Annotated in this window: 19 protein-coding genes; 6 read left to right on the top strand and 13 right to left on the bottom strand. The window is 47.4% G+C overall.

Annotation, left to right across the window (positions count from 1 at the left end; translation table 11 throughout):
- Positions 1 to 158 precede the first annotated feature (158 nt).
- The 5 genes from D3H65_RS07565 to D3H65_RS07545 form a co-directional block, all read right to left on the bottom strand.
- Entirely contained in the window at positions 159 to 608 is a 450-nt protein-coding gene (locus tag D3H65_RS07565; RefSeq protein ID WP_119049681.1) for a tail fiber domain-containing protein, read from the bottom strand.
- 89 nt (positions 609 to 697) lie between these two features.
- Positions 698 to 1039, bottom strand: coding sequence for a hypothetical protein (locus D3H65_RS07560; RefSeq protein WP_119049680.1), 342 nt, complete (start codon positions 1037 to 1039; stop codon positions 698 to 700).
- A 179-nt stretch (positions 1040 to 1218) separates the two neighbouring features.
- Positions 1219 to 1902: a gluconate 2-dehydrogenase subunit 3 family protein gene (locus D3H65_RS07555; protein WP_119049679.1), complete on the bottom strand. Its 684-nt coding sequence runs from the start codon at positions 1900 to 1902 to the stop codon at positions 1219 to 1221.
- A gap of 60 nt (positions 1903 to 1962) precedes the next feature.
- Positions 1963 to 3711, bottom strand: coding sequence for a GMC family oxidoreductase (locus D3H65_RS07550; RefSeq protein ID WP_119049678.1), 1749 nt, complete (start codon positions 3709 to 3711; stop codon positions 1963 to 1965).
- 243 nt (positions 3712 to 3954) lie between these two features.
- Entirely contained in the window at positions 3955 to 6612 is a 2658-nt protein-coding gene (locus D3H65_RS07545; protein WP_119049677.1) for a cation-translocating P-type ATPase, read from the bottom strand.
- A gap of 92 nt (positions 6613 to 6704) precedes the next feature.
- Between D3H65_RS07545 and D3H65_RS07540 the strand changes: the two genes are divergently transcribed.
- Entirely contained in the window at positions 6705 to 6959 is a 255-nt protein-coding gene (locus D3H65_RS07540; RefSeq protein ID WP_119049676.1) for a hypothetical protein, read from the top strand.
- A 63-nt stretch (positions 6960 to 7022) separates the two neighbouring features.
- Here D3H65_RS07540 and D3H65_RS32845 read toward each other — a convergent pair whose 3' ends face one another.
- The gene (locus tag D3H65_RS32845; RefSeq protein ID WP_162915474.1) at positions 7023 to 7274 is read right to left on the bottom strand and encodes a hypothetical protein; all 252 of its coding nucleotides are present in this window, start codon (positions 7272 to 7274) and stop codon (positions 7023 to 7025) included.
- 90 nt (positions 7275 to 7364) lie between these two features.
- The gene (locus tag D3H65_RS07535; RefSeq protein WP_162915473.1) at positions 7365 to 8393 is read right to left on the bottom strand and encodes a S41 family peptidase; all 1029 of its coding nucleotides are present in this window, start codon (positions 8391 to 8393) and stop codon (positions 7365 to 7367) included.
- A gap of 165 nt (positions 8394 to 8558) precedes the next feature.
- Between D3H65_RS07535 and D3H65_RS07530 the strand changes: the two genes are divergently transcribed.
- The 4 genes from D3H65_RS07530 (at position 8559) to D3H65_RS07515 (ending at position 11690) form a co-directional block, all read left to right on the top strand.
- A complete protein-coding gene (locus D3H65_RS07530; RefSeq protein ID WP_119049674.1) occupies positions 8559 to 9296 on the top strand; it encodes an SRPBCC family protein in 738 nt (245 codons plus the stop codon).
- A 125-nt stretch (positions 9297 to 9421) separates the two neighbouring features.
- On the top strand, positions 9422 to 9928 hold the full coding sequence (locus tag D3H65_RS07525) for a GNAT family N-acetyltransferase (RefSeq protein ID WP_119049673.1): 507 nt from the start codon (positions 9422 to 9424) through the stop codon (positions 9926 to 9928).
- A gap of 65 nt (positions 9929 to 9993) precedes the next feature.
- Positions 9994 to 11175, top strand: a complete 1182-nt coding sequence (locus tag D3H65_RS07520; protein WP_119049672.1) for a thiolase family protein — start codon at positions 9994 to 9996, stop codon at positions 11173 to 11175.
- Positions 11172 to 11690 carry a GNAT family N-acetyltransferase gene (locus D3H65_RS07515; protein WP_119049671.1) on the top strand — a complete coding sequence of 173 codons (519 nt, stop codon included), beginning with the start codon at positions 11172 to 11174 and terminating at the stop codon, positions 11688 to 11690. Before D3H65_RS07520 ends, D3H65_RS07515 begins: the two co-directional genes overlap by 4 nt.
- Positions 11691 to 11759: 69 nt before the next feature.
- Here D3H65_RS07515 and D3H65_RS07510 read toward each other — a convergent pair whose 3' ends face one another.
- Entirely contained in the window at positions 11760 to 12119 is a 360-nt protein-coding gene (locus D3H65_RS07510) for a single-stranded DNA-binding protein (protein ID WP_119049670.1), read from the bottom strand.
- Positions 12120 to 12317: 198 nt separating this feature from the next.
- On the opposite strand from D3H65_RS07510, the gene D3H65_RS07505 reads away from it, so the two are divergent.
- Positions 12318 to 12713: a hypothetical protein gene (locus D3H65_RS07505; RefSeq protein WP_119049669.1), complete on the top strand. Its 396-nt coding sequence runs from the start codon at positions 12318 to 12320 to the stop codon at positions 12711 to 12713.
- 160 nt (positions 12714 to 12873) lie between these two features.
- Here the strand turns inward: D3H65_RS07505 and D3H65_RS32840 are convergent, their stop codons facing one another.
- The 5 genes from D3H65_RS32840 to D3H65_RS07485 form a co-directional block, all read right to left on the bottom strand.
- Positions 12874 to 13038: a hypothetical protein gene (locus D3H65_RS32840; RefSeq protein ID WP_162915472.1), complete on the bottom strand. Its 165-nt coding sequence runs from the start codon at positions 13036 to 13038 to the stop codon at positions 12874 to 12876.
- A gap of 185 nt (positions 13039 to 13223) precedes the next feature.
- Complete coding sequence (locus D3H65_RS07500; protein ID WP_119049668.1) at positions 13224 to 13940, bottom strand: LytR/AlgR family response regulator transcription factor; 717 nt, start codon at positions 13938 to 13940, stop codon at positions 13224 to 13226.
- A complete protein-coding gene (locus tag D3H65_RS07495; protein ID WP_119049667.1) occupies positions 13912 to 14988 on the bottom strand; it encodes a sensor histidine kinase in 1077 nt (358 codons plus the stop codon). The genes D3H65_RS07500 and D3H65_RS07495 overlap by 29 nt, the downstream gene beginning before the upstream one ends.
- 78 nt (positions 14989 to 15066) lie before the next feature.
- On the bottom strand, positions 15067 to 15762 hold the full coding sequence (locus D3H65_RS07490) for a LytR/AlgR family response regulator transcription factor (protein WP_119049666.1): 696 nt from the start codon (positions 15760 to 15762) through the stop codon (positions 15067 to 15069).
- A complete protein-coding gene (locus D3H65_RS07485; RefSeq protein ID WP_119049665.1) occupies positions 15762 to 16787 on the bottom strand; it encodes a sensor histidine kinase in 1026 nt (341 codons plus the stop codon). Before D3H65_RS07485 ends, D3H65_RS07490 begins: the two co-directional genes overlap by 1 nt.
- Positions 16788 to 16813: the final 26 nt, after the last annotated feature.

Below are 16813 nucleotides of genomic sequence, written 5' to 3'. Positions count from 1 at the left end.
CGCAAAGATAGGTGGAATCGGCCATATGGGCCGCTTTAAATAAGTGGTTGAGTGTGATGGGGTTAAAAACAACGAGCCCCCAGGTATTGATGCAGCAATACAAGGGGGACTCGTAAAAAAGCAGACCTGTTTTAACGGGTCGCCAACCGTCTGCCACACTATTTCGAAAGGGCTACTGGCTTTTTCAAGTCCTGCAGTTCCTTTTTCAATTGCTCAATTTCCTGCTGTTGCTGCTTTACAGAAGCCACCAATACCGGGATGAGACTCTCCATATCCACCGTTTTGATCGTAGCAGTACGGTATGTGTTCTTGCCAAACATATAAGTGCGGGTGGTTTGTTTTATCAATGCCGGGAAAACGGCCTCGATCTCGGCTATTGTGAAGCCATAATGTTTTCCCTGGGGTAGCTTTAATTGTTTCGATTGCTGCCGATCATATTCAAAAACACCCGGTTCCAATTGCACCAGGCTTTGCACCGGATGCTCAATGGCCGCCACTTTCTTCTGTACTACACCGTCACTGCTTTCCTGGCCGATTACTACGGAAGCTGATAACAACAGGAAAGAGAAAAATAATGATTTTATGATATATTGAGTTCTATAACGCATAAGTTTATTTTTTGATAAAAAGATGGTCCTGCGGTAATGCAAATATTACCGGCAAGCGATGGGTTACTAATGACTCTTTCGGAAACAGATTAAACAATAGTTACATCGGGCGGGGGAGTGGGAACCGGGATCACCACTGTTGATATAAATGCTATATCGCTGGGAATAACCTTATCGGAAATAAAAAAGCTTGGGGTTGGATGTATATAATAAGACGTATGGGCGGTAGGCAGGTATTCGGTTCGCTGCTCTGCTTTTGTTTCTTCTGTGTTTCTTTCCGAATTCACATCTTCCTGTTCTGCCAGTGTTTCATTCACCAGTTTATGGCTTAGCTGACCCGACAGGATCATTACTTCCGGCACAATACCATTGAAAAGAAAGGCAATGATAAAAAAATAGCCAATGATATATTTTGTCCAACTACGCTTCATGATCAAGACCTATAAAATCGGTGCTGCAAATGTACGACCTGGCTCTTATTTTGTAAAAAGAAGTGAAGATTATTAACATACGCATAAGAAGAATCATGTAGTATGATCACAAATAAAGATCCCGGCAACTGAACAAATCAGCTTGCCGGGATCTATTATAATTTTGTTAAAGAAGCTGCCTACGCTTTGTTATCGTAGCTCACACACTCCTTTAATTCCTTTTCAGTATAAGCCAGGTTGTATTGCTTCAATACATCATCCGGTACACCATTCCATTTATTGGGCTTGTTACCTGCATAGCCGATGTCTTTTACTCCCATCTCAGAAGTATAGAAGCCTGTGGCTGTAAGGTTGCGGATAAGGTTGAAGAAAGCTACGCCCTGCGCCATTTCCGGTTTGGCTTTGGCAGGCCAGGCTATTTCATCTACGATTTCCATTTGCTGTTTCTGATCGCAATCCTTAAACGCTTTTTCATAGCGCTTCAGGCATTGCATATCGAGCCAGCGCAGGCCACCCCGCATGGGTATCTGGTGCTCAGGCATGTCTTTTACAATAAATTCAATGAACTCCGGCACTTTGGCTTCGGAGGCGCTGCCGCTTACTTCATCTTTGGGAATAATGATATCGCCCAGGATGGTAATGGTAGCCATTTCCTGTGGCGTAAAGAAGGTTTCGGCAGTTACGGCTTTATAGTGCGCTTCTTCTTCCTTCATCCGGTCGATGGTGGAAGCAGGAGCGGCACCTGCCCTGGCTTTGTCTTCCGCTGCTTTTTTATCTGCATCACCATCATTACAGGCTTCCAGCAGTACACCGGCGGAAAGCGTTCCTAATGCTAATGCTTTGAGGGATTTTCTTCTGTCCATAATTTTCTATATAATGGATTCTGAATGCTTGATTCTGTAATCTAATTACTGTGTGCTGTATTAAATGTTCTGCTTTTTCATTTCATCAATGATGTATTCGCTGGCTCTCATAGAGAGGGCGAGGATGGTCCAGGTGATATTCTTATCGGCCTGTGATACAAACTGACCACCATCTACACAGAACAGGTTCTTACAATCGTGTGCCTGGCTCCATTTGTTGAGGGCTGCATGTTTGGCATCATTGCCCATACGTACAGTGCCTGCTTCATGGATGATCTTACCGGGTGTATCGATGCCATAATTGTTGGCTGCCGTACCATCATCTCCCCAGGTGATCACAGCGCCCATATTGTGCATGATCTCCCGGAAGGTTTCTTTCATATGCTTCACCTGTTTGATCTCATGTTCTGACCACTTTACATTGAACTTCAGTACAGGTATGCCGTATTTGTCCACTACATTGGGATCGATAGCGCAATAGTTGCTTGCCAGGGAAAGGGCCTCGCCACGACCAGCCATGCCTACGCTGGCGCCATAGAAGAAGCGGATATCTTCTTTCAGTGATTTACCGTAACCGCCGGCTTCCTTCTTTTGGCCGTTCACAGCAAACTTACCATTCATGCCTTCGGTACCCCAGCCAACACCATAGGCCGGCTGTCCCATACCACCCCAATATTCAATATGATAACCGCGGGGGAAATCCAGTTTCTTGTTATCACCCCACCACGGAGAATAAACGTGCATGCCACCTACACCATCTTCGTTGTACCGCTTGCGGCCGAAGAGCTGGGGCAATACACCACCCATGGCGGTGCCGGTAGAGTCGTGTAAATATTTACCAACCACATCACTCGAATTGGCCAGACCATTAGGATGACGGGCAGATTTTGAGTTCAACAATAAGCGGGCACTTTCACAGGCGCTGGCTGCCAGTATCACTACACGGCCATTCACCTGGTATTCATTCAGGTCATCTTTGTTCACATAAGAAACGCCGGTGGCTTTTCCTTCGCGATCGGTCAATACTTCGCGTGCCATCGCGTTCGTCACCAGGTCTACATTGCCGGTGGCCAAAGCGGGCTTGATCAGTACAGAAGAAGAGGAGAAGTCGGCATAGGCATAAGAGCAGGCCCTTCCGCACTGGGCACAGTACATACATTCACCACGGTCTTTATTGCCGGGCAATGCCTTGGTAAGGATCGACAGGCGGGAAGGAATAACGGGTACGCCGGCTGCAATTCCTGCTTTCTTGATCATCAGCTCGTGCAGGCGAGGCTTGGGTGGTGGCAGGAAGATACCATCGGGATCGTTGGGCAGTCCTTCATTGGTACCAAATACGCCAATCAGTTTATCTACACGGTCATAAAATGGTTTGATATCATCATAGCCGATAGGCCAGTCTTCGCCCAGGCCATCAATACTTTTGCGTTTGAAATCTTTGGGTCCGAAACGGAGGGATATACGGCCCCAGTGATTGGTACGGCCACCCAACATACGGGCGCGCCACCAGTCCCATTGCGTACCATTTTCTTTGGTATAGGGCTCTCCATCAATTTCCCATCCCCAATAACAGGCATCAAAGTCTCCAAACGGACGGTACTTGGTGCTGGCTCCACGGCGGGGAGATTCCCAGGGGTTTTTGAATTGCGTGATGTTCGTCTTAGGGTCATACATAGGTCCGGCCTCGATGAGACATACTTTCAATCCTGCATTGGCCAGGATATAAGTAGCCATGCCTCCGCCCGCTCCGGAACCTACGATCACTACATCATACTGCTTTGCACTTTTTTTAATCTGCAGATCGCCCATATGGCAAGTTTAAATAATTAATATAAAAAGGTGGCATAAATGTATAGGTTTTAGGTGGTTCTAAACAAAACAGGCAACACTTTTTTATAAATGGCCATCCTTTCTTAACTTTCTCTTCAGTTTTCTCCACCAAGGTCTGAAGATAGCTATCTAAAACCATTTAGCAAAAAACGGACTTTTGAACATCAATACTTTTTTAACTTGTTTTGATGGTATTCCAACGGGCGTCGGGCACACGATTAATTACGCAACCGATTTCGTACGTTTGATCCATTTGAACAGCTCCATTACCAGCACGATGCTGCAAGAAAGCGCCAGCAGCACCAGCCATTCATTCATACGTACCGGTTCCAGCTGCAGGGTGCTGTTGAGGCCGGGAATATACGCTGCCAGGATATGGACGCCCTGGGCCAGCAATACACCTACTACGATAAGCTTGTTATGGGAGAAAGGAATGGAAAACAGAGAACGGGTTTCAGACCGGCAGTTGAATACATGAAAGTTTTGCAGCAGTACCATCAGCATCATTACATCTGTGCGGGCATGTTTTGCTTCCATATCCTGTATCTCTATGAGATAATACCAGGCGCCAACAGTGACGATGGTCATCATGGCGGCGGAGATAAATACTTCCTGCAGCATCATGGCGTCGAAAATATTCTCATCCGGTTTGCGCGGCGGTTGCTGCATCACTGCCATATCGCCTTTTTCAAAAGCCAGCGCAATTTCCTGGATACCGTTGGTGACGAGGTTTAGCCACAACAACTGTACGGCCAGGAAAGGCAGCGGCAGGCCTATGATCATCGGGATGGCTACCAGCAATATTTCTGCTACTCCCGTAGATATGAGCAGGTAAATGATCTTGCGCAGGTTGTCGTACGTAAAACGGCCTTCTTCCACGCCGGCTGCAATAGAAGCGAAATTGTTATCGGTAATGATCAGGGAGGCCGTCTCTTTGGCGAGGTCGGTACCACTGCCCATGGCAATACCAATATGCGCTGCTTTCAATGCTGGTGCATCATTGGCGCCATCGCCTGTTACAGCTACAAAGTGGCCCTGTTGCTTCAGGCTTTCAACGATCCGTTTCTTTTGCAGGGGCGTTACACGCGCGTATACTTTTTTATGTTGTAATTGTTCATCCAGCGACTGTGCATTTTGCTCTTCCAGCAAGCCGAGTTCCTTGCCAGTAATTACGTGGTCTTTATGATCGGCAATGCCCAGGTCTTTGGCAATGTAGAGGGCTGTAGCCGGATGATCGCCGGTTACCATGACGACCGATACACCCGCTCCCTGGCATTCCTTTACAGCCTGTATCGCTTCCGGTCTGAGCGGATCAATCAATCCTGCCAACCCTATCCATTGCAGCACCGGCAAATGATCCTGGTTGGTATTCGCCACTTTGCCCATGGCAAATGACAATACGCGGTAACCATCCTCCGCCAGCTTTTCTGATTCCTCATGCGCCCGGCGGCGGTCATCGGCTGATAATCTTTTGGCTACTATCTCCAGGGCGCCTTTCATCGCAAAACACAGTTCGTCATTTTGTTTATAATAGACACCGGAGAATTTATTCTCCGATTCATAAGGCACCATTTGAACGATCTCAATGTCTTTCCTGAAAGCGTCTGGAGACTCTCCTGTTTTATAGGCCATGGCCAGCAGCGCTACATCTATGGCATCGCCGGTATGCTCCCATCCATCTCCATTCTTGCGCAATATCCCTTCATTGGACAATACTGCTGCCTGCACGAAGGCTTGTAAGGGGGCGGGTAGCTCGCTGAGGTCATTTTTAGTATGATCTTTAATCTGCCCATCGCCATCATAGCCTTCACCGGTAACAGTGAAAAGCAGGTTGCCCGGCAACACGATCTTTTTAACCGATTGCTGGTCCATGGTCAATGTGCCTGTTTTATCCGAAGCGATCATGGTACAACTACCCAGGCCTTCTACGGCGGGGAGCCTGCGTACGATCACGTTGCGCCTGGCCATCCGGCGTGTACCAATCGACAGGGCTACGGTTAAGGCAACGGGCAGTCCTTCCGGAATGGCAGATACACCCACGGCAATCATCAGGAAGAAGATCTCCATGATGGGCATACCCCGATACCAGCCGATGAAGCCCAATAACAAACAGGCTATTATCACTCCAATGCTGATCTTCCGTGAAAAAACATCCATGCGCCGGATCAGGGGAGGTTTTTCGGCTTTCCCTTCGGAGAGTGAACCCGCGATCCGGCCAATCTCGGTATCCTTAGCCGTAGCTACTGCGTAGCCCCAGCCACGGCCTTTGACCACGGTAGTGGCTGTAAAGGCCATATTGGTCTGATCACCCAGGGAAAGGTCTTTGTCCGGTAATGTTTCCGTCGTCTTGGTCACTGGTTGCGATTCGCCGGTTAGCAGGGCTTCTTCAATGTTTAATTCCCGGGCCTTGATCAACCGGATATCGGCAGGCACTTTTACCCCGCTTTCGAGCAGTACCACATCGCCCGGTACGATCTCTGCAGCATCTATTTCCAGTATTTTCCCATCCCGTTTGATCCTTGCTTTTACGGTTACCAGGGTTTTCAAGGCGGCGGCGCTGTTTTCGGCCTGCCATTCCTGCCAGGTGCCCAGGATGGCATTGATAACAATGATGGTGGTGATGAAGAGCGCATCATTGACTTCCCCGGCGATGGCCGACAGGATGGCTGCACCGATCAATACATAAATGAGGGGGCTGAGGAACTGGGAGAGAAAGATGATCCCTATATTTTTAGCTTTGGGCGGTGGCAGGGTATTGGGACCAAATTTTTTAAGCCTTTCGGCTGCTTCTGCGGCAGGTAAACCATTGGGGGTAACGGAGAAGGATGAAGTGATCTCTTCTTTTGATTGATTGTACCAGGCCATGGAAACTTTGTTCATAACATCGTATTTTTCTGCTATACCTACACAATTTCTATATTACACCTGCGTTAATTATTGGTAAGGCTATTCGATCAAAACATTCAATCCCTATGAACCCCAACATCCAAAACGACCAGGATTACCTGGCAGAGAAGTTTAAGTTATTGGAGAACCATACGATCCATGCCAGTAAAATTGCGATCCTGAAAATACAAAGCTGGAAGTTTGCTTTGAAAACACCGGAAGTAGGTACCCGTTACCAACAGGCTGCCGAAGATATGGTGCGGGAATCGCTGTTAAGATTTATACCGAATGAACACGTTCTTAGCGAAGAAGGATTTTTCTTCGCTGCGCTTGATAACTAAACGTTTGCTTGCCTGCTTATTAATTCTAAAAGGTGATACCTTGTGAAGGAGGTATCACTTTTTTTATTTAGCGGCTGCCTTGTCCATGCTGCGTCCTACAAAATATCCTGCCACTACACCAGCTATGGTGCCCAGTGTAAGCCACAATAGTTCAGGCCCTGCTGATACATAAGCTACAAAGAGTCCTAATACCCCCAGAAAGATCATCATAATAGTTACCGCTTTGCGTTTTGCCTGTTGCCTGGAACCCGGGGAGGGATGGGGGGGATGCGCATGTGGATGCGCGTGTTTGTGACGATGCCTGCTTTGCGCCATATCGTTATTTTCCTAAAAGTTACGAAGAAATTGCCAGCCGCAGGTGGAGACTTGCCTGTTCATCGCTAAAAGGCGCATGGCTATGGATGCTCAATTACTTTGCAGCCACATGAGGGCATTGGCTTTCACCACATCTTCCTCTTTAAGGGGATCGGACTTAATAATATCGTCAGGAACGATCTTTCCTTCACAGATCCTGCCGGTCCTGTCGGCTTCCTGGCAAATGGTCACTACAAGAGTGGAGCCATCAAACAGGTCATAGGTGGTGTTGGCAGTTGTTAAGCCTGCTGTGGGTTCTCCCATCAGGCGTACCTGCGGCATTCCTTTAAAGGCCAGGGCCAGTATTTCGCCCGAACTGGAAGTTTTGGGCCCGGTAAGGACCACTATCTGCTGTCGTTGCTGATCGGTAAGGGTTACCGGGTTGCTGACTTTGCACATGGTGGTATTGTTATGCAGGGCTGCACCTTCCCGGTAACGGATGTCGGTTACCCTTGCTTTGCGCACAAAATAACCACATACGCCATTGCCAAGCAGGGGACCGATGCCTGCCAGCATAGGCCAGCAATTGCCGCCAATATTCTTACGCAGGTCGATGATCCAGCGGGTAGCCCCTTGCTTTGCCAGGTGTCCGATCAGCGATTGCAGGCTGTCGGCTATCAGGGCACATACCGCCGGGTCGGAACTACTGATCCAGGGCACGGATATGTATCCAATACCCTGATCGATCATTTCAGCGCTCATGGCGCCTACCAGTTCTTTTAACGCCGGTATACGTTTAAGCTGGGCTGTATCATTATGGTACAGGGCCGCATGGCGGGCAGGCATTACAAAACTATGAGCACCCTGTACCTGCTGCAGGCATTGGTTGATCACGGTATGGGCATCGCGCACGGAGGTTGCTGCAGACAATTGTTCGCGGGAGGTGGCAATCAACGAGTCCCAGGATATGTCCTTTTTGAAAGGGTTTCGCTGGATATACTCCAGTGCCTGTTCAAATAAATGCAAGGCACTATCTTGTCCCGACAAGAGGGTTGTGGCCATGGCCGATGCCTGGCTCCTGCCTGATTGTCCGTAACTGACCGATGTAGTAAGTAGTAACAGGAGAAGTATTCGCTGCATATAGTGAATAGGGATGCTGTTTGTCTCAATTTCCACAAATTCCGGCGATAAAACAAACCGGGCACAGCCTGGGGGCAAACTGTTGCTCATATTCCCCATAACAGACTGTAAATAACTGCACTCTCTGGTAGGCAGGGTTTTAGTAGCCAGTAACAAAAAAGTGATATGAAAACATATGATGCGATGAAAACCTGGATGGATGATCCGGTTTTGCCCAATATAAAAACCAATAATGTGATCAATGTGAGCTGGCCTGAGCGGTTATTGTCAGCTACCACAGGTGTAGCCCTTATTGGCCATGGTGTACGGCATTTTACAAAGCATCCGGTGAAGAGTTTCCTGCAAGGTATGATAGGTGGCTTTTTGTTGTACCGGGGTGCTTCGGGTAGTTGTCCTGCCTATGCTGCGATGGGTAAAACGAGGGATGTAAGGCGAACAGCGGCCATCAATGTACGTACCACCCTGGTAGTGAATAAGCCAAGGCATGAGGTGTACCGTTTTTGGCGCAAACTGGAAAACCTGCCTTCCTTTATGCATCACCTGGCAAAAGTGCGGGAAGTAGACCAGGTTCATTCCCGTTGGGAAGCTATTGTACCTGCCAACCTTGGCCGGATACGCTGGAATGCAGAGATCGTGAAAGACGAATATGGGGTACTGATAGGATGGCATTCCATTGCAGGATCAGCTATTGAGAATGCGGGTAAGGTAGAGTTCAGGGATGTGGAGGAAGGCACTGAGTTGCGGGTAACCATCACTTACCGGCCACCGGCAGGAGATATTGGGGTAGCTATTGCCAGGATATTAAACCCGGCTTTTGAAAGGATCGTAGAGCACGATATACAAAAGTTCAAAGATTATATTGAAGGTACCACGCCTGCCGAGTTTGAGGGAATTCAACGTTAGTTTATTTGATCCGTACGCTATAATACAGAGCTGGTCGTTTGCGCGATCAGCTCTTATACTTTGCGCAAGTATCGGGTGGTGAATACTAAAGGCTAGTATTATCTTTAGGCTTCAAATTTATTTCTATGCAGCCTGCAGTCGATCTTAATGATATCCATATACGCACCACTTTACAGCCAGGAGATATTGGTTATATAACTTACCTGCATGGCTGGTTATACAGCCGGGAATACCAGTATGGTGTTGCCTTTGAATCCTATGTAGCAGCAGGCCTCGTTGAATTTTATCAGCAATACGATGCCGCCAGGGACCGTGTATGGGTTTGTGAGCACCAGCAAAAGATCGTAGGCTTTTTGTTGCTGATGCACCGCGGGGAAGCGGCCCAGTTGCGTTACTTCATTCTTCATCCTGATTACCGGGGTATTGGCCTGGGAAAAAAGCTCCTGGAATTATACATGGACTTTCTGCGCCAGGCTGGTTATAGGGCTTCCTTCCTGTGGACCACCAGTGAATTACCCACTGCAGTTGCTTTGTACAAAAGACATGGATTTATGCTGGTGGAAGAACGGCCCGCTGTAGCTCCCTTCGGAAAAAATGTGACAGAGCAGCGGTATGAGTTGCGGACAAACTAACAATCGTTATCTTTACGTTTGTAAGTGAGTCGTTATCACCCAATTCTATTATAAAGATCAGCTATATGAACAAACGCGAAGTATATATTATCTCGGCTGTACGTACCCCATTAGGCAGTTTTGGAGGAAGTCTTAAAAACTTCAGTGCCACTCAATTAGGCGCAATTGCCATTAAGGCGGCGGTAGAAAGAGCAGGTATTAAACCGGAGCAGGTACAGGATGTGTTGATGGGCTGTGTGCTGCAGGCCAACCTGGGCCAGGCGCCTGCCCGCCAGGCAGCCAAATTGGCCGGTCTGCCCAACGAAGTCAATTGTACTACTGTGAATAAGGTTTGCGCCAGCGGCATGAAAGCTATTGCGCAGGCCGCGCAAAGCATAGCCCTGGGTGATGCAGATATCGTGGTGGCCGGCGGCATGGAAAGTATGAGTAATGTGCCTTTTTATGTAGATCAGATGCGCTGGGGTAATAAATATGGCAATGCAGGATTGATCGATGGTCTGGCCAAAGACGGATTGACAGACGTATATGATGGCAAGGCCATGGGTAATGCCGCTGAACTCTGCGCCAGAGAATGTGGCATTAGCCGTGAAGAACAGGATGCATTTGCCATTGAAAGTTATAAGCGTAGCCAGGCTGCCTGGGCTGCCGGCAAATTCAATGATGAGGTGGTGCCGGTGTCCATTCCCCAACGTAAGGGCGAGCCTATCTTGTTTGCCAAAGATGAAGAGCCTTACAATGTTAAGTTTGATAAGATACCCGAACTGAAATCTGCTTTCCAGAAAGATGGCAGCGTTACAGCTGCCAATGCTTCCACCATGAACGATGGTGCAGCGGCGTTGGTATTAATGAGCAAAGAGAAAGCCGAAGAACTGGGATTAAAACCATTGGCTAAAATAGTTTCTTATGCCGATGCTGAACAAGCACCCGAATGGTTTACTACTACGCCTGCTATAGCCTTACCCAAGGCGGTAGCCAAAGCGGGCCTAAGCCTGGACCAGATAGGCTATTTTGAGCTTAATGAAGCCTTTGCAGTAGTGGGCATTGAAAATACACGCCGCATGAAGCTCGATCCTGCCAAAGTAAATGTACATGGAGGGGCTGTGAGTATTGGTCATCCCCTGGGTGCCAGCGGCGCCCGTATCATTGTGACCCTCATTCATGTGCTCAAGCAAAACAAGGCCCAATACGGAGCTGCAGGTATCTGTAATGGAGGCGGAGGGGCCAGCGCGATGGTGATCAGTTTATGAGTACGATCACCATACGAAGAGCCACTGCCGAAGATGCAGGAATGATTGCTGACCTGAGCCGGCAAACTTTTTACGACTCCTTTGCTGCCGACAATACCCCGGAGGATATGGAGAAATTCATGAATGAAGAATTTACCCGGGAAAAGCTAATGGCAGAAGTTACCGCGCCTGACAGTATCTTTTTACTGGCCGTTGCCGAAGAGGTGGTAGTGGGCTATGCCCGTTTACGGGAAGCGCCAAACCCTCCCGGACTGGGTGATAAACCTGCTATCGAGATTGCCAGGATATATGCCGTATCCAATACTATCGGGAAAGGTGTGGGCAGTGCGTTGATGCAGGAATGCCTTTCCATAGCACAGGATAAAAAGAAAGCGTTGATCTGGCTGGGCGTATGGGAGCATAACCAGCGGGCCATTTCCTTCTATACCAAATGGGGATTCCGGAAGTTCAGCGACCATATATTTGTGGTAGGCAATGATCCGCAGACCGATTGGCTGATGCAAAAAGAATTATAATGAATGCAAAGTGCACAGGCTTTACACTGCCATCCGGGGTGTGATGCTGTGCACCTTGCAAACAATTAACTAGGCCGCTGCCACACTATGCTCTTTTTTAGCGCCCAGTAATAATACCTCACTTACCAGTATCTCCGTAGTATACCGTTTAATACCATCCTTATCCGTATAACTGCGGTTCACCAGCTTGCCTTCTACTGCCACTTCTTTTCCTTTGAGCAGGTATTTTTCGACTATTTCAGCCACCTTGCCCCAGGCTACCAGGTGGTGCCATTGTGTTTCTGTAACTTTCTCACCCTGCGCATTCCTGTAAGTCTCATGGGTAGCCAGTGAGAACCGTACCCATTTCTTTCTTTTCTCAGTAAGTCTTACTTCTGGTTCAATACCTACATAGCCGATCAGTTGAACTTTGTTTCTTAATGCGTACATAATTGTGTGTTTTAATAAATGATTGATTTTTTATTTCGGACCGGCACCGGGATGCCTGCCTGTCCCCACAAAAATGCACCTCCCGTAAATCCATAGCCGGTTAATAGTCGTTTATACTCGGATGTAAGTGTTTGTAAACGTTTGTAAGCGCTTACAAACGGATAAACTGATTAACTATCTACCCATAAATAATTGACTATGAATAACGAAGCCAGAACTTGCCCTACTTGTGGGAAAACTATAAAGGGGAGGGCCGATAAAAGATTTTGCGATGATTATTGCCGCAATAATTACAATAATCAGTTAAACAGTGACTCCGTTAACTATGTGCGCAACGTAAACAATATTCTTCGCCGTAACCGGCGCATTCTGGAAGAAACAATGGAAGGCGTGGAAAGGGCCACAGCCCGGTCCAAAGCAGAACTGGCTAAAAAAGGCTACCGCTTTGATTTCTTTACCAGCATTTTTACTAATAAAGAAAAGGAGACTTACTATTATTGTTATGAATATGGCTTCAAAGAGATAGCGCATGATAAGTGCATCATCGTGCGCAACAAGACACAAAAGCTGGAAGCGGCAGGAGGGAAGGGGTGAGCAGTGAAAGGTGAGCGGTGAAGGCTGGGGGATTGCCTGGTGCTGGCGAAAAGAAAAACCGGCTTCCCCCTACGGAATAAGCCGGTTACAATTAGCAGATTTGACGGATCTGCTCTTACCGTAACACCAACGGAACCTACTCGTCATGCTAAAGACTTACTTATGGCGCATCCAGCGCCCACAATAATCGTTCTACAGGCAGTAAGATCTCTTTCTCTGCATGCACACCATTACACGGGGACGCATTAGGTGGCGGATGCACTTTTCCCGATACCAGGTATGCGAGACCTGTTACCAGTAGGATCGGCAACATCAATTTTTTCATGGCTTACTTGTATATTAACACCCTATACTTACTATAATAGATAAGTTTACAGGCAGTTTTGCTGCATCAAAGACAGGCTATTCAACCAGGGAACGGAAAGACCCCATGAGCCTGTTGTATCAGCCGCAGTATGTCACTGGTGCGGTGGAAATTGCATTTCGTAACAGGGAAGCGGACCTTCATGGCTAACCCGCACTCTTTTCCAGGATGGATTGTACCAGTTCTTTGTAGCTCCTGCCAATAGGGATCAGCTTTCCCGATATCTCTACGTCTGTAGCCGTAAATGCTTCGATCTTGTCTTTTGCTACAATGAAAGATCGGTGTATCCGCAGGAAATTGTTTTTGGCCAGCAGCTCTTCAATCTGTCCCAACTGGAACTTGGTGAGTATATTCTTAGTTTTCGTATAGATGCGGATGTACTCTTTCAGGCTTTCTATGTATAATATTTCATCCAGGTACACTTTCACCTTCTTTTTGCTCACATTAAAGAACAGGTAAGCTCTTTCTGGTCCAGGCATCAGCGAGGTAATGCTAACAGCCGGTACGGGCGACTGTTTCAGTTTGTTAACGGCCATCAGGAAGCGGCTAAACTCAATCGGCTTCAGCAGGTAATCCACTACATTGTATTCATACCCTTGCAAGGCATATTCATGGTAGGCAGAGGTGATGATAATGTGAGGGGGCTGTTTCAACGTGCGGATGAAATCAAACCCCTTCAGTTTGGGCAGGTGAATGTCCAGGAAGATCAGGTCTATCTTTTGTTGCTGCATTAATTCCATCGCAAAGATGGCATCGCTGGCCACGCCTTTCAGTTCGAGGAAAGGTACCTGCCGTATATAATCCTGCAGTACTTCAGCCGCCAGGGGCTCATCTTCAATAATAAGGCAATGATAGCGTTGCATCGTTGTTAAGATTAATAGTAAGGTGAACAGTAAAACGGTCTTTCTGGTTATCAACCTGCAAAGTGTGTTCCTGGTACATCAGTTCCAGTTGGCGTTTCACATTGCTAAGACCAATATTGTCGGTGACCGTTGTTATGCCGTTTTCTTCTTTTGAATTTTCAATACAAAATTTTAAGTGCCCTTCTTTCAGCCCAACACCAATATGGATAAATGAGTCGAACCTGGTTTCGCTGGCCCCATGTTTGAAGGCGTTTTCAATGAATGGCAATAACAATAAGGGGGCTATTTGCTGTGTCGAATCATCAATATCCTTTTCAAATTGAATGGTGAGCCGTTCGTTGTACCGTATTTTCTCCAGTTCCAGGTAATCTTCGATCATCCGTATCTCGGCACTCACAGGAATACGTTCCTTGCGTGATTCGTACAGCATAAAGCGCAGCAACTTGGATAGTTTCATCACCACATCGGCCGTATTATCTGATTTTTTACGGGCCAGCGCATAGATATTATTCAACGTATTGAACAGGAAGTGGGGATTGGTTTGCGTACGCAGGAACTTCAACTCTGCTTCCAGTTTTTCCTGTAGTAATTTCTTTTCCCGCATCCGGCTAAGCCAGTTCATGCGGAGAAATTTCATGGCTACCGCACAGGCAGCTACAAAACCAATGTCCACAAAATGGCCGAGTATCCTTCGCGGGTTCCATAGCGCTCCTTCACTCCAGGGATTGTGAAGCACGATGGGCACCAGGTAGTAATATAATATGAGGCGGTATAAAGCTACCGATAATACGATTGCCAGGATGGAGGCCGGTATGAGCCATGGTATGATCCGGTTGCGGTTGACCGCCCGGCCAACGGCCCACAACAGGAAATAAGTAAACAACACCTTTCCCGGTAACAGCCACAACACGGTGCGGAAAGCCAACCATAACCGTTCTCCCACAGTTACATTTGGAAAATAGGAATTGAACCAGGCATATTCCAGGGCAAGTTCATGCACCAGGTAAGCCAGCCAGAAAATACTATGTAACCTTACTCTGTTCTTCACTGTATAAAAATCGTGAAAAGACTTGTGACTGCCGGTAAAATTGTACTAAACGCAGATTCATCCATACAAACAACATTTTCACTTCCTGTATCCAATTCGTTCCATTACCTCTTCTTTCTGGTATTTGGAGATCGGCACCTGGTACCTGCCCACATGCAGGATATTGCCTTCTACTGCACCAATGGCCTGCATATTGACCAGGTATGACTTGTGCGGCTGGATAAACATACTGCCGGGCAGGCTTTCCTGCAAGCCTTTCAGCGTGGAATGGGTGATGAATTTTTTATCGGCTGTATAAATCGCTACATAGTTCTCCATGGCTTCGGCAAACAGGATATCGGCAAACCTGATCTTTTCCAGCCGGGTATCGGTTTTAATGAATACATGCGCCTGTTCGGCAGCGGGGGAGGGCTGGAAATAGTCAAAGGCCTTGTTGGCTGCTTTGAGGAAACGGTCGAAGGAAACAGGCTTCAGGAGGTAGTCCAACACATCCAACTCGTATCCGCGAATGGCATATTGCTCATAAGCCGTGGTAAAGATCACTTTGGGGGGCTGGGGCGTTTGTTGCAGAAAATCAATGCCTGTAATATAAGGCATCTCAATATCGAGGAATAGCAGGTCTACGGGTTGTTGTTTCAGGAGGGTGTTCAGCTGCAAGGCATCCTCGCATTGGCCTACCAGCTGCAGGAAATCGATCTTTTCTACATAGCCTTGAAGTCCCTTCCGGGCCATCGGTTCATCGTCTGTTATGATACAGGTTATTTTGCGTGCCATTAATCCAGTTTTATTTGTAATTCGGCCCAAAACTCATCGGCCTGTTTGGCTGTTTGTAAACTGCTTTTGCCGGAATACAATAATTCCAGTCTCCTTTTAAGGTTCTCCAGCCCGATACCGCTGTCAACTTTTACGGGCATATTGAGCGGGATAGAATTGGTGACGGTAAATACCAGGTTGTTGCCATCCAGCCTGGCCACAATATCGATGTGGTAGCGTCCTCCTGCATATTTAAAGGCATTTTCCACCATGGGCAATAACAGCAGGGGATACACCTGCTGACCATTGAGTGCGGGGTCAAAATTAACCTTCAACTGTAGTTTTTCAGAAGTACGCACCTGCTGCAGCTCAATAAAATTGGTGAGGTATTGTATTTCCTGGCTAAGCGGTACGGTTTGCTGCTGGTCATACAGCTGGTAGCGCAGCAGCCCCGAAAACTTCTCAATGCTCCGCTTGGCTGCCTGTACATCTTCATCCATCTGGAAATATACTGTGTTGAGGGCATTGAACAGGAAATGGGGATGGTATTGTGCTTTCAGGAATTTCAATTCGGTTTGCAAATGGTCGTTGGTGATCTTTTCCAGCTGTATCTTATTATCAATATAGGCTTTGAGCAGTTTATTGCTGCGTACGACCGCGTAGTAGATCAGGTTATATAGGAGAGGGATAACATTGATGATGGCAAAGTCGCCCCAGGATAGCCCATCATCCGTTAAAGCCACCATGGGTGTCATGACCAGGTTGACGCCCACTTCTGTTACTATGAATACCCACAACAATTCCTTCCGTATGGTACTGGTGGTGGCGCCTTTCGCCAGGAAAGGATCGAAATGACGGAACACCCATTGCATGGCATAGAATATGAGATACCCCATTAGGATCGTAAAGCCAATTTCAATGGTATTCAGTAGTAGTGGCCGTTCCCAGAATCGGTCATCTGCCAGGGTATCATTGATGAGCCGGATGGTCGCATAGATCAGCAAGCCATATAAAGGAGGAATAAGATATTTCCAGCGCCTGTTCATGAATAGGAAATTACGTTTTTAATGGT

The organism is Paraflavitalea soli, from assembly GCF_003555545.1.
Lineage (GTDB): Bacteria > Bacteroidota > Bacteroidia > Chitinophagales > Chitinophagaceae > Paraflavitalea > Paraflavitalea soli.
The sequence above is the reverse complement of the archived record's forward strand: the minus strand, read 5'-3'. Positions and strand labels throughout refer to the sequence as shown.

Bases quoted from the DNA above. Each gene is read 5' to 3' on its own strand.
- D3H65_RS07510 (WP_119049670.1), bottom strand. From the start codon at position 12,119: ATGTACGCATTAAGAAACAAAGTTCAACTGATCGGCTATGTAGGTATT.
- D3H65_RS07515 (WP_119049671.1), top strand. From the start codon at position 11,172: ATGAGTACGATCACCATACGAAGAGCCACTGCCGAAGATGCAGGAATG.
- D3H65_RS07545 (WP_119049677.1), bottom strand. From the start codon at position 6,612: ATGAACAAAGTTTCCATGGCCTGGTACAATCAATCAAAAGAAGAGATC.
- D3H65_RS07550 (WP_119049678.1), bottom strand. From the start codon at position 3,711: ATGGGCGATCTGCAGATTAAAAAAAGTGCAAAGCAGTATGATGTAGTG.
- D3H65_RS07505 (WP_119049669.1), top strand. From the start codon at position 12,318: ATGAATAACGAAGCCAGAACTTGCCCTACTTGTGGGAAAACTATAAAG.
- D3H65_RS07535 (WP_162915473.1), bottom strand. From the start codon at position 8,393: ATGCAGCGAATACTTCTCCTGTTACTACTTACTACATCGGTCAGTTAC.
- D3H65_RS07520 (WP_119049672.1), top strand. From the start codon at position 9,994: ATGAACAAACGCGAAGTATATATTATCTCGGCTGTACGTACCCCATTA.
- D3H65_RS07565 (WP_119049681.1), bottom strand. From the start codon at position 608: ATGCGTTATAGAACTCAATATATCATAAAATCATTATTTTTCTCTTTC.
- D3H65_RS07530 (WP_119049674.1), top strand. From the start codon at position 8,559: ATGAAAACATATGATGCGATGAAAACCTGGATGGATGATCCGGTTTTG.
- D3H65_RS07490 (WP_119049666.1), bottom strand. From the start codon at position 15,762: ATGGCACGCAAAATAACCTGTATCATAACAGACGATGAACCGATGGCC.
- D3H65_RS07560 (WP_119049680.1), bottom strand. From the start codon at position 1,039: ATGAAGCGTAGTTGGACAAAATATATCATTGGCTATTTTTTTATCATT.
- D3H65_RS07500 (WP_119049668.1), bottom strand. From the start codon at position 13,940: ATGCAACGCTATCATTGCCTTATTATTGAAGATGAGCCCCTGGCGGCT.
- D3H65_RS07555 (WP_119049679.1), bottom strand. From the start codon at position 1,902: ATGGACAGAAGAAAATCCCTCAAAGCATTAGCATTAGGAACGCTTTCC.
- D3H65_RS07485 (WP_119049665.1), bottom strand. From the start codon at position 16,787: ATGAACAGGCGCTGGAAATATCTTATTCCTCCTTTATATGGCTTGCTG.
- D3H65_RS07540 (WP_119049676.1), top strand. From the start codon at position 6,705: ATGAACCCCAACATCCAAAACGACCAGGATTACCTGGCAGAGAAGTTT.
- D3H65_RS32845 (WP_162915474.1), bottom strand. From the start codon at position 7,274: ATGGCGCAAAGCAGGCATCGTCACAAACACGCGCATCCACATGCGCAT.
- D3H65_RS32840 (WP_162915472.1), bottom strand. From the start codon at position 13,038: ATGAAAAAATTGATGTTGCCGATCCTACTGGTAACAGGTCTCGCATAC.
- D3H65_RS07525 (WP_119049673.1), top strand. From the start codon at position 9,422: ATGCAGCCTGCAGTCGATCTTAATGATATCCATATACGCACCACTTTA.